The organism is Microbacterium sp. CFBP 8801 (genome assembly GCF_014839455.1).
GTDB lineage: Bacteria > Actinomycetota > Actinomycetes > Actinomycetales > Microbacteriaceae > Microbacterium.
On sequence record NZ_JACYNU010000010.1, the window covers coordinates 38549 to 49946 of the forward strand.

Here is an 11398-nt window from a genome sequence, read left to right on the forward strand (position 1 = left end):
GCGCCCATCGTGACCTCCCGCTCCACCGTCGTCGACGTGCTCCCGGATGCCGCTTCCCTGCGGCGCCCGGCGAGCCGACGGCTCCTCTGGCTGCTGGTGCTCACGGTGGGCGTGGTCGTGGTGTCGGTGGCATCCGTCGCCTTCGGCACGCGCGACGTGTCGATCACCGAGATCGTCTCGGCCTTCACCGGCGGCACCGGGGTCGGCGAAGCCGCGGTGACGACGCGCATCCCGCGCACCGTCCTGGGCCTGCTCGTCGGCGCGGCCCTGGCCATGGCCGGTCTCACGATGCAGGCCGTGACCCGCAACCCGCTCGCTGACCCCGGCATCCTCGGGGTGTCCGCCGGAGCATCGCTCGCGGTCGTCACCGGCATCGCCTTCTTCGGCCTGTCGAGCTCGTTCGGCTACCTGGGCTTCGCGATCGTGGGCTCGGCGGTCGCCGCGGTGTTCGTCTACACCGTGGGCTCGCTCGGACGCGGAGGCGCGACCCCGCTCAAGCTCGCCCTCGCGGGAGCGGCGACCACGGCCGCCTTCGGATCGCTCTCGAGCGCGATCCTGCTCCCCCGCGTCGATCTGCTCGAGACGTTCCGGTTCTGGCAGATCGGCGGCATCGGCGGCGCCACGTGGGACCGCGTGCAGGTCGTGCTCCCCGTGCTGGCCGCCGGCGCGCTCGTCTGCGTCCTGTGCTCGCGCGGTATGAACTCCCTCGCGCTCGGCGACGACGTCGCGACGGGCCTCGGCGAGCACGTCGGGCGCACCCGCCTGGTCGCCTCGGCCGGCGCCGTCGTGCTCGTGGGGGCGGCGACCGCTGTCGCCGGCCCGATCGCCTTCGTGGGCCTGGTCGTGCCGCACGTCTGCCGACTGCTGATCGGCACCGACCATCGCTGGCTCGTCCCCTTCTCGGCCCTGGGCGGGGCGGTGCTGCTCGTCGGCGCCGACGTCATCGGGCGCCTCGTCGCTCGTCCGACCGAGATCGAGGTCGGCATCCTCACCGCCCTCATCGGAGCGCCGTTCTTCATCTGGATCGTGCGTCGGCAGAAAGTACGCGAGCTGTGAGCGCCCCCGACACCCGCGACCGCCGGACCACCGCGCGTACCCCCCTCACGCCCCGGATCGCCACGCCCGCCGCCGCCACGTCCGGAGCCGCCGCCCCCGACGTCGCCGCCCTCGTGCGCGGCCGGCGCAGCCGCGCCCGTCGACGCACCACGGTCACCGGCATCCTGGTCGCCGCCGTGGTCGCCGCCTTCGTCATCACCCTGATGGTGGGCAACACCTTCTACACGCCCGACCAGGTCGTGCGGGTGCTCCTCGGGCAGACCGTGCCCGGCGCCTCCTTCACCATCGGCGAGCTGCGCCTCCCCCGCGCGAGCCTCGGTCTTCTCGCGGGCCTCGCCTTCGGCATGGCGGGCGTGACGTTCCAGACCATGCTGCGAAACCCCCTGGCCTCCCCCGACATCATCGGCATCTCGTCGGGCGCGAGCGCCTTCGCCGTCGTCGCCATCGTCGGCTTCTCGTTGTCGGATGCCGCGGTCTCGGCCTTCGCGCTCGTCGGCGCCCTGGGCACCGCGGGAGCGATCTACCTGCTCTCGCGCCGCGGAGCCTTCACGGGCACCCGGCTCGTGCTCATCGGGATCGGCGTCGCCGCGATGCTCGACAGCGTCACGACCTGGATGCTCACCCGCGCGGCCAACTGGGACCTGCAGACCGCGATGCAGTGGCTGACCGGCAGCCTGAACAACGCCTCGTGGGGGCGCCTGCTCCCCCTCGCGATCGCCGTCGTCGTCATCGTGCCGCTCATGGCCGCGAACACCCGCGGTCTGGCCGTGCTGCGCCTCGGCGACGACTCCGCGGCGGGGCTGGGCGTACGCGTCGAACGCACGCGTCTGCTGCTCATCGTCGGCGCCGTCGTGCTGCTGGCCGTCGCCACCGCCGCGAGCGGTCCCATCGCCTTCGTCGCCTTCATGGCCGGCCCCATCGCCGCGCGACTCATCGGCCCGGGCGGTTCGCTGCTGCTGCCCGCGGGACTCGTCGGGGCCCTGCTCGTGATGGTCTCCGACCTGGTCGGCCAGTTCGCCTTCGACAACCGCTACCCCGTCGGCGTCATCACCGGCGTGCTCGGTGCCCCCTACCTCATCTACCTGCTCATCAGAACGAACCGTTCCGGAGGCTCGCTGTGATCGCGACCCGAAGCACCATCCCGCCGATTCCCGTCGACCGGGGAGGCCTCTCGTGACTGCTAACCGCACGCTCTCGGCCGAGAAGCTCACCCTCTCGTACGGCGACCGCACGATCATCGACGAGCTCGACCTCGAACTCCCCGCCGGGCGGATCACCGCCATCGTCGGTGCGAACGGGTGCGGCAAGTCCACGCTGCTGCGCGCCCTCGCGCGCCTGCTGCCCCCCAAGACGGGGCGCGTCGTCCTCGATGGGAAGGCGCTGCACGAGCGCCCCTCCAAAGAGATCGCCCGCATCCTGGGTCTGCTTCCCCAGAGCCCGATCGCCCCCGAGGGCATCGCCGTCGCCGACCTCGTCGGCCGGGGGCGCCACCCCCACCAGCGCGCTCTGGCGCGGTGGAGCGCGCGCGACTACGAGGTCGTCGCCGAGGCTCTCGCGGCCACCGGCATCAGCGACCTGGCCGACCGCTCCATCGACGAGTTGTCGGGCGGCCAGCGCCAGCGGGTGTGGATCGCCATGGCTCTGGCGCAAGAGACCGACATCCTGCTCCTCGACGAGCCGACGACCTTCCTCGACGTGGCCCACCAGGTCGAGGTGCTCGACCTGCTGACCGACCTGAACCGCGACCGCGGCACCACCACCGTGATGGTGCTGCACGACATGAACATGGCCGCGCGCTACGCCGACCACCTGGTGGCCCTGCGCGACGGCCGCATCGTCGCCGCCGGAGACCCGAGCGCGGTCATGACCTCCGAGCTCATCGCCGACGTCTTCGGCCTCGATGCCCTCGTCGTCCCCGACCCCGTCTCGGGCACGCCCCTCGTCCTCCCCCGCGGTCGCCACCACGTGAGCGCCCGCGTTCCCGCCCCCGACGCCTCGCCGGAGACCCTCGATGCCCTCCACTCCTGACACCGCGCGGTTCTTCCGCGTCCGCGTCGCCCGCATCACCGACCTCACCCCCAGCTTCCGTCGGTTCACCTTCACCGGCGACGACCTGCACGAGTACGGCGACCCCGGCTTCGACCAGCGCATCAAGGTGGTCTTCCCCACCGACGACCTGGGATTGGATGCCATGCCCACGGGCGCGGACTGGTGGACCGACTGGCGCGCCCTGCCCGACGAGCGCCGCCTGCCCTTCCGCACTTACACGACGCGGGCGGTGCGACGCGGCGACCGCGAGGTCGACATCGACATGGTCGCGCACGAGGTGATCGGACCGGCCTCGGCGTGGATCGAGAACGCGCGCCCCGGCGACGAGGTGCTCATCTTCGCCCCCACCATCGCCCTCACCGACGTGAGCTTCGGCGTCGACTTCGTTCCGCCCGCGCAGACCGGCGAGTACCTGCTCGCCGGCGACGAGACCGCAGCTCCCGCCATCGCCGTCATCCTCGAGCAGCTGCCCCCGGATGCCACCGGCACGGTCGTGCTCGAAGTGCCCACGCCCGAGGACTGCGCGTATCTCCCGCAGCATCCGGGCTTCTCGTTCCGGATCGCTGCCCGCGCGGACGGCGACCGCCACGCGCACCTGGTCACGGCGACGCGCGACGCGGCCTTCGCCCTCACCCCCGAGGGCCACGGCGACGAGGTCGAGGAGATCGACATCGACGAGGGCATGCTCTGGGAGGTTCCCCGCACGGCCAAGGGCGGGGCGGCGCTGAAGAAGGCCCCGCTGTACGCCTGGCTCGCGGGTGAGGCATCGGCGATCAAGGCGTTGCGCCGCCACCTCGTCACCGAGCGCGGCGTCGATCGCCGCGCCGTGGCGTTCATGGGCTATTGGCGCACGGGTCGCGCCGAGTACTGACGCGACGACCCGCCCCCGTCAGGCGCGGAGCGCCGATGCACCCGCGTCAGGTGCAACGACCCGCCCGCATCGGGCGCGGAGTACCGATGCACCCGCGTCAGGCGCGGCGGGCCAGCGCGCCGATGCGTTCGATCGCCTCGCGCAAGACCTCGGGCGCGCACCCGACGTTGATGCGCACGTGTCCCACGCCCTGCTCGCCGAAGAGCGGGCCGTGGTGCAGGGCCACCCCCGCTTCACGGCGGAGGTACGGTGCCGGGTTGTCGCCCCAGCCGTAGGCCGAGACGTCGACCCACGCCAGGAAGCCGGCCTCGGGCGGCCGGTACCGCGCGAGCGGCAGGTGCTCGGCCAGCAGATCGGCGAGCAGGTGGCGGTTCTCGTCGAGGGCGGCCATCAACCCCTCGAGCCACTCGTCGCTCTCGGCCGAGAACGCCGCCCTGTTGGCGATGACCCCGAACAATCCGGCGCGCCACTCGACTTCCCAGGGCAGCCCGCGCACGACCTCGGCGGTCGACTCGTCGGCGGTCACGATGACCGCGCACTTCAGGCCCGCGAGGTTGTAGGTCTTGCTCGCGCTCGTGACGGTGTAGCCGACGAGGGCGGCCTCGGGGCCGGCATCCAAGAAGGGGGTGAAGGTGATCGGAGCGTGCGTCAACGGGGCGTGGATCTCATCGCTCACCACGGTGGCGCCGTACCGGTGCACGAGGCGCGCGAGCGCCGCGAGCGACGCACGGGTGTGCACGGTGCCGGTGGGATTGTGCGGGTTGCACAGCAGCACCGAGCGGGCGCCGGCGGCGAGGGCGCGCTCGATGCCGTCGAGATCGAGCGACCACCGCTCGCCGTCGTCGACGAGGGGCACGCGCTCGACGACCGCACCAGCCTCTTCGACGGTGTCGTAGAAGGGCGGGTACACCGGCGGGGTGACGATCACGCGGTCGCCCGGACGGGTGACCGCGCGCAGCACCTCGACCACGCCCATCATCACGTCACCCGTCCACCGGATGCGCGCCGGATCGGGTCGCCACCCCCACTGCCGCTCGGCGTACGCGGCGAAGTCGAGGTCGATGCCCGGACGCGGCGGGGTGTAGCCGGTGTCGCCGATCTCGACCGCCCGGGTGAGCGCCGCGGTGATCGCGGGGGCGAGGGCGAAGTCGGTCTCGGCGACGAACATGGGGATGACGTCATCCCCGTACGAGCGCCACTTGGTACTGCTGCGCTGACGGAGGAGCTCGAGCGGCAGGGCCTTCAAGGGGGGAACGCTCATCCCGAAAGCCTAACGAGCACGCTCGCACGACGCGGGGGTCGGCGTCAGACGGCGACACACGAAACGCCCACCCCGCCGGAGCGGAGCGGGCGTTTCGTCGAGCATTCTCAGATCGCGAAGCCGAGGGCGCGCATCATGTCGCGGCCGTCGTCGGTGATCCGCTCGGGACCCCACGGCGGCATCCACACCCAGTTGATGCGGAAACGGTCCACGACGTTGTCGAGCGACTGCGCCGTCTGTTCTTCGAGCACATCGGTCAGCGGGCAGCCGGCCGACGTCAGGGTCATGTGGATGACGAGCGCGTCGTTCTCGTCGTCCCACGCGAGGTCGTAGATGAGTCCCAGGTCGACGACGTTGATCCCCAGTTCGGGGTCCATGACGTCTTTCAAGGCCTCGGTGACCTCGTCGTACTTCTCGGGAGCGAGCGTTGCGGTCATGTAACGATCCTACGCGTCGATCGGCGTACCGGCCTCGAGGAAACGGTCGTAACCCTCTTCCTCGAGACGGTCGGCGAGTTCGGATCCACCCTCTTCGACGATGCGGCCCTGAACGACCACGTGCACGAAATCGGGACGGATGTAGCGCAGGATGCGCGTGTAGTGCGTGATGAGCAGCACGCCGAGACCGGTCTGCTCCTTGGCGCGGTTCACACCCTCGGAGACGATCTTCAGCGCGTCGACGTCGAGGCCGGAGTCGGTCTCGTCGAGCACGGCGATCTTCGGCTTGAGGAGCTCGAGCTGCAGGATCTCGTGGCGCTTCTTCTCGCCGCCCGAGAATCCCTCGTTGACGTTGCGCGAGGCGAACTTGGGGTCCATGCGCAGGTTGCCCATGGCCTGCTTGACGTCCTTGGTCCACGTGCGGATCGCCGGCGCCTCGCCGTCGATGGCCGTCTTGGCCGTGCGCAGGAAGTTGGTGACCGTGACGCCGGGGATCTCGACCGGGTACTGCATGGCGAGGAAGAGGCCGGCGCGCGCGCGCTCGTCGACGGTCATCGCGAGCACGTCTTCGCCGTCGAGCGTGATGGAGCCGCTCGTCACCGTGTACTTGGGGTGACCGGCGATCGTGTACGCCAGGGTCGACTTGCCGGAGCCGTTGGGCCCCATGATGGCGTGGGTCTCACCGGTGCGCATGGTCAGCGTCACGCCGTTGAGGATGGGGGTCGTACCGTTCTCCGTCTCGACCGTCACGTGGAGGTCGCGGATCTCGAGGACAGACATGGGGTTCCTTACGTAAATCTGGGTTCGTGGGCGCGGCTCAGGCCGTCGCCTTGGTGACGGAGGTGTCGATGAGCACGTCGTCTCCGTCGATCACGACCTCGTACACGGGGACCGGCTCGAAGGCCGGCAGGTTGAGGGGGCGGCCGGTGCGCAGCGAGAACGCCGAGCCGTGGGCCCAGCATTCGAGCGTCTCGCCCTCGACGAAGCCGTCCGACAGCGAGATGTCGCCGTGCGTGCAGACGTCGCCGATGGCGTGCACTTCTCCGTTGCCGTCGAGCACGACCGCGATCGCGACGCCGTCGAGCTCGACGCGGTGCGCCTCGTCTTGCGTGAGGTCGCTGAGGGCGCAGGCGCGCGCGGCGCTCACGCCGCTGCTCCGTCGGCCAATTCGCGCTCGATGGCCGCGGTGAGCTCGGTCTCGAGCTCCGGGATGCCGATGCGCTGCACGATCTCGCTCAGGAACCCGAGCACCACCAGACGGCGGGCTTCGTACTCGTCGATGCCGCGCGCCTGCAGGTAGAACAGCTGCTCGTCGTCGAAACGACCGGTCGCGCTCGCGTGGCCGGCGCCCTGGATGTCACCGGTCTCGATCTCGAGGTTCGGGATCGAGTCGGCGCGCGCGCCATCGGTGAGCACGAGGTTGCGGTTGGCCTCGTACGAGTCGGTGCCCGTGGCATCCGGTCCGATGAGCACGTCGCCGATCCAGACGCTCCGAGCGCCCTGGCCCTGGAGGGCTCCCTTGTAGAGCACGTCGCCGACGGTGTGCGGGCCCTTGTGGTGCAGGTACACCTGCGACTCGAGGTGCTGGCCGGCGTCCGAGAAGGACAGGCCGTACATGCGCCCCTCGGCGCCGGCGCCCGAGAGCTCCAGCGACGGGTTCACGCGCACGACGCCGCCGCCGAAGCTGACGACGATGTGCGTGAACTTCGCGTCGCGGTCGACGCGCGCCTGGTGCGCCGAGGCGTGGATCGCGTCGTCGTCCCAGTTCTGCACCGACACGACCGTGAGGTCGGCGCCGTCGCGCACGATGATCTCGACGTTCTGCGCGTGCTGGGCCGTGCCCTCGTGGCGCAGCACGACGGTGCCGCGCGAGTGCGGCTGCGCCTCGATGACCACGTGGGCGTGAGCGAGGCCGCCCGTGCCCGTCAGGCGGACGACGACCGGCTCGGTCAGCTCGACATCGGCGGGGATGCGCAGCAGCGGTGCCTCGGCCTCCTGCGACCAGGCGATGGCGCTGGGCAGGTCTTCGGGGCGGAAGTGCTCGCCGCGGGGCGCGTCACCGTGACCGAGACGCAGCTGCTCGAGCTCGGCCGGGGCGTGCACCTCGACCTGCATGACGCCCGTGGGACCGGCCTGGTCGACGAACAGCGGCGCGAGCCGGTCGATCGGGCTGAGCTTCCAGTTCACCTCGCGGCCTGTCGGCGTGCCGAAGTCGGCCGGATCGAACGAGGTCGCCCGCTCCGAGCGCGTCTGCACCGGAACGATGGATGCCACGAGGGCGGCCGGGTCGATGTGACCCGCCGCGGAATCCGCGGGGGTCGTGGTCGCTGTGGTCACTGAGCTGATACTCCGTTCGGCGCGAGAGGGGAGAACACGGGAGGCGCGGATGTCGCCGAAGAGATCATCCGACGCTGCCCTCCATGCCCATCTCGATGAGCTTGTTGAGTTCGAGGGCGTACTCCATGGGGAGTTCGCGCGCGATGGGCTCGATGAACCCGCGCACGATCATGGCCATGGCCTCGTCTTCGGGCATGCCGCGCGACTGCAGGTAGAAGAGCTGCTCTTCGCTGACCTTCGAGACGGTCGCCTCGTGTCCGAGCTGCACGTCGTCGACGCGGATATCGATCGCGGGGTACGTGTCGCTGCGCGAGATGGTGTCCACCAGCAGCGCGTCGCAGCGCACGGTGTTCGCGGAGTGGTGCGCGTTGGCATCCACTCGCACTTCGCCGCGGTAGCCCGCGCGACCGCCGCCGCGCGCGATGGACTTCGACACGATCGACGACTGCGTGTAGGGCGCCATGTGCACCATCTTGGCGCCGGCGTCCTGGTGCTGTCCGGGACCGGCGAAGGCGACCGACAGGGTCTCGCCCTTGGCGTGCTCGCCCATGAGGTAGATGGAGGGGTACTTCATCGTCACCTTGGAGCCGATGTTGCCGTCGACCCATTCCATGGTCGCGCCCTCGTGGGCCACGGCCCGCTTGGTGACCAGGTTGTACACGTTGTTCGACCAGTTCTGGATCGTCGTGTAGCGAACGCGGGCGTTCTTCTTCACGATGATCTCGACGACGGCCGAGTGCAGCGAGTCGCTCTTGTAGATCGGCGCCGTGCAGCCTTCGATGTAGTGCACGTAGCTGTCTTCGTCGGCGATGATCAGGGTCCGCTCGAACTGGCCCATGTTCTCGGTGTTGATGCGGAAGTACGCCTGCAGCGGGATCTCCACGTGCACGCCCTTCGGCACGTACACGAACGATCCGCCCGACCACACGGCGGTGTTGAGCGCGGCGAACTTGTTGTCACCGGCGGGGATGACGGTGCCGAAGTACTCCTCGAAGAACTCGGGGTGCTCGCGCAGCGCCGTGTCGGTGTCCATGAAGATGACGCCCTGCTGCTCCAGGTCCTCGCGGATCTGGTGGTAGACGACCTCGGACTCGTACTGCGCGGCGACGCCGGCGACCAGGCGCTGACGCTCAGCCTCGGGGATTCCGAGCTTCTCGTACGTGTTGCGGATCTCTTCCGGAAGGTCTTCCCAGGTCTGCGCCTGCTTCTCGGTGGAGCGCACGAAGTACTTGATGTTGTCGAAGTCGATGTCCGACAGGTCGGCACCCCACGTGGGCATGGGCTTGCGACCGAAGAGCTGGTAGCCCTTGAGGCGCGTCTTCAGCATCCACTCGGGCTCGGACTTCAGAGCGGAGATCCCGCGCACGACGTCCTCGTTGATGCCGCGCTGCGCGAGCGCACCGGCGGCGTCGGTGTCGTGCCAGCCGAACTCGTATTGCCCCAGGCTTTCGAGCTCGGGTCGGTCGATGAGTACATCGGACATGGTGATCACTCTCCTTCTCGGGCCTCAACGGTGTCATCCGCCCCGGCATTCCGGACTCCGGTCGAAGTCCCAGGAATGTCGCTGGTGGGCCCGTTCGAAGGCGCTGGCTGCGCGCCTAGACTGTCTCCGGTGCGGATCGCGTGAGCGCTGCACCCGGACCCTTTGATTCTACAGGCAACACCCGCTCCCGGCACGGCAGGTCCGCTGTTCCCGCAGCCCGAGCGGACCGATGCCAGGAAGCCAGCGCATGTCCCCCGCCTCGACCACGCCCCCCTCGTCCCGCGCCGCCACGATCCCCGGTCGCTTCCTCGCGTGGCTCCCCACCGATGTCGATCGGCGCGTGCGCGTCTTCGCCTGGCTGTCGTTCCTCGCCGAGGTGCTCATCATCGGCACGGGCGGTGCGGTGCGCCTGACCGGCTCGGGCCTCGGATGCCCCACCTGGCCGCGCTGCACCGCCGACTCGATCGTGAACACGCCCGAGATGGGCATCCACGGCATCATCGAGTTCGGCAACCGCACGCTGACGGGGCTCGTCGGCATCCTGGCGATCGTGGTCGTCGTGCTGGTCTGGCGCCTGCGTCGCGAGCGTCGCGCCCTCTTCGTCCTGTCGCTCATCGTGCTCGGCGGCGTCGTCGCTCAGGCGCTCGTCGGCGGCGTGACCGTGCTGACCGGCTTGAACCCCTTCATCGTCGGATTCCACTACGTCGCCTCGGTGTCGTTGGTGGCGGTGTGCGCCGCCTTCCTGGTGCTGATGAACGCGCCCGCCGGCCCGCGTACGCTCGCGGTGCCCCACTGGTTCGCCGGTCTCGTGCACACGACGACCGCCGTCCTCGCCCTCACGATCGTGTTCGGCGTGCTCACCACCGGAGCGGGGCCGCACTCGGGCGATGCAGCCTCGGTGCGCAACGGCTTCGACGCCCAGGTGCTCGAACACGTGCACGCGTGGCCGGGCTACGCGCTGTTCTTCCTCACGCTGATCGTGGTGGTGCTCGCGTGGCGCCTGCGCCTGGGCGTTCGACGCTGGGCGACGGCGCTGGTCGCGGTCGAGCTCGTGCAGATCGCGGTGGGCCTCTACCAGGCCCGCAACGGCCTGCCCGAGATCGCGGTCGGCACGCACATGGTGCTCGCCGCCCTCGCCGCGGCCACCATGACGGTGGTCGTCCTGCGCCTCAAGGAGCCCGCGGTCACCGAACGCCCCGCGCCCCCGCGCCAGACGGCGGCCGCACGCGGCTGAGGCCGGAAGAATCGCGTCGGCACGACACTTTTCGCGCGTTTCCGCGGGGAGGCGACCCTCGTCCGCGCGGTCGCCCCGGCAGTCCGCGGCCCTTATACCCTCATAGGCGATTCATCGGCGTCCCCTAGCCGACACCCCGACCCGTGCGACACTGTGGGACTTCCGGTGCCCTGAGAGGCCCGGATCCCCTCCCGGTGCCCCGGTACCGGAAACAGCCGTCGTGCATCCCCGGAGCACGGTACGACAAGGAGTTCATCTCATGCAGACCCGTCCCCGCCTGGTGACCAGCATCCCGTTCTGGGTGCTCGTGGTCGCGTCGCTCGCCGCAGTGATCGGCGGACTCGTCCTCGTCTTCCGTCAGGTCGACGAGATCCAAGCCCTCGTCAACGACCCCAACGCCACGGTCGTGACCGTCTACGTCGCACAGGCGTGGGTGTCGGTGGGCGCCGCCGTCCTCGCCGCCGGTGCCATCGGCATCGCCTCCGCCCTGGCCGTGGCCGCCGTGGTGACCACGCGTGCCCGCGCCGACGTCGCGATCGAGACCATCGACTGGACGAGCGACGACGAGACCTCGGCCGAGCCGCCCGTGTCGTCGACCCCGTCGTACACCGCCCCCGCCGCGACCGCGGCGCCCCTGGCGGTCGAAGACGCCGACGTCGAGACGTCGTCG

The 11398-nt window shown here is 70.3% G+C and carries 12 protein-coding genes; 6 read left to right on the forward strand and 6 right to left on the reverse strand.

Going from position 1 to position 11398, the window contains the following annotated elements:
- Positions 1-9 precede the first annotated feature (9 nt).
- Genes IFR11_RS12340 through IFR11_RS12355 form a run of 4 tightly spaced genes read left to right on the forward strand, consistent with a single transcriptional unit; the run spans position 10 to position 3976 of the window.
- A complete protein-coding gene (locus tag IFR11_RS12340) occupies positions 10-1056 on the forward strand; it encodes a FecCD family ABC transporter permease (protein ID WP_235561609.1) in 1047 nt (348 codons plus the stop codon).
- 56 nt (positions 1057-1112) lie between these two features.
- On the forward strand, positions 1113-2177 hold the full coding sequence (locus IFR11_RS12345) for an iron chelate uptake ABC transporter family permease subunit (RefSeq protein WP_191916368.1): 1065 nt from the start codon (positions 1113-1115) through the stop codon (positions 2175-2177).
- Between the two features lie 52 nt (positions 2178-2229).
- The gene (locus IFR11_RS12350) at positions 2230-3084 is read left to right on the forward strand and encodes an ABC transporter ATP-binding protein (protein WP_055837679.1); all 855 of its coding nucleotides are present in this window, start codon (positions 2230-2232) and stop codon (positions 3082-3084) included.
- Positions 3068-3976 carry a siderophore-interacting protein gene (locus IFR11_RS12355; protein WP_191916348.1) on the forward strand — a complete coding sequence of 303 codons (909 nt, stop codon included), beginning with the start codon at positions 3068-3070 and terminating at the stop codon, positions 3974-3976. The genes IFR11_RS12350 and IFR11_RS12355 overlap by 17 nt, the downstream gene beginning before the upstream one ends.
- 97 nt (positions 3977-4073) lie before the next feature.
- On the opposite strand, the gene IFR11_RS12360 is transcribed toward IFR11_RS12355, so the two are convergent.
- From IFR11_RS12360 to sufB, 6 genes are all read right to left on the reverse strand, one after another.
- Positions 4074-5237, reverse strand: coding sequence for a MalY/PatB family protein (locus IFR11_RS12360; protein ID WP_191916349.1), 1164 nt, complete (start codon positions 5235-5237; stop codon positions 4074-4076).
- A 107-nt stretch (positions 5238-5344) separates the two neighbouring features.
- Positions 5345-5674, reverse strand: a complete 330-nt coding sequence (locus IFR11_RS12365) for a metal-sulfur cluster assembly factor (RefSeq protein WP_055837689.1) — start codon at positions 5672-5674, stop codon at positions 5345-5347.
- Between the two features lie 9 nt (positions 5675-5683).
- A complete protein-coding gene (gene sufC / locus IFR11_RS12370; RefSeq protein ID WP_055837692.1) occupies positions 5684-6454 on the reverse strand; it encodes a Fe-S cluster assembly ATPase SufC in 771 nt (256 codons plus the stop codon).
- Between the two features lie 37 nt (positions 6455-6491).
- On the reverse strand, positions 6492-6821 hold the full coding sequence (locus tag IFR11_RS12375) for a non-heme iron oxygenase ferredoxin subunit (RefSeq protein WP_055837695.1): 330 nt from the start codon (positions 6819-6821) through the stop codon (positions 6492-6494).
- Positions 6818-8011 (reverse strand): Fe-S cluster assembly protein SufD, encoded by a 1194-nt coding sequence (gene sufD, locus IFR11_RS12380; protein WP_055837697.1) that lies wholly within the window; start codon positions 8009-8011, stop codon positions 6818-6820. Before sufD ends, IFR11_RS12375 begins: the two co-directional genes overlap by 4 nt.
- 64 nt (positions 8012-8075) lie before the next feature.
- Positions 8076-9494, reverse strand: coding sequence for a Fe-S cluster assembly protein SufB (sufB, locus tag IFR11_RS12385; protein WP_055837990.1), 1419 nt, complete (start codon positions 9492-9494; stop codon positions 8076-8078).
- Between the two features lie 247 nt (positions 9495-9741).
- Between sufB and IFR11_RS12390 the strand changes: the two genes are divergently transcribed.
- Together IFR11_RS12390 and IFR11_RS12395 are read left to right on the forward strand one after the other, a co-directional pair.
- Positions 9742-10728 (forward strand): COX15/CtaA family protein, encoded by a 987-nt coding sequence (locus IFR11_RS12390; protein WP_191916350.1) that lies wholly within the window; start codon positions 9742-9744, stop codon positions 10726-10728.
- Between the two features lie 259 nt (positions 10729-10987).
- A partial coding sequence (locus IFR11_RS12395) for a hypothetical protein (RefSeq protein ID WP_191916351.1) occupies positions 10988-11398 on the forward strand: 411 nt, incomplete at its 3' end.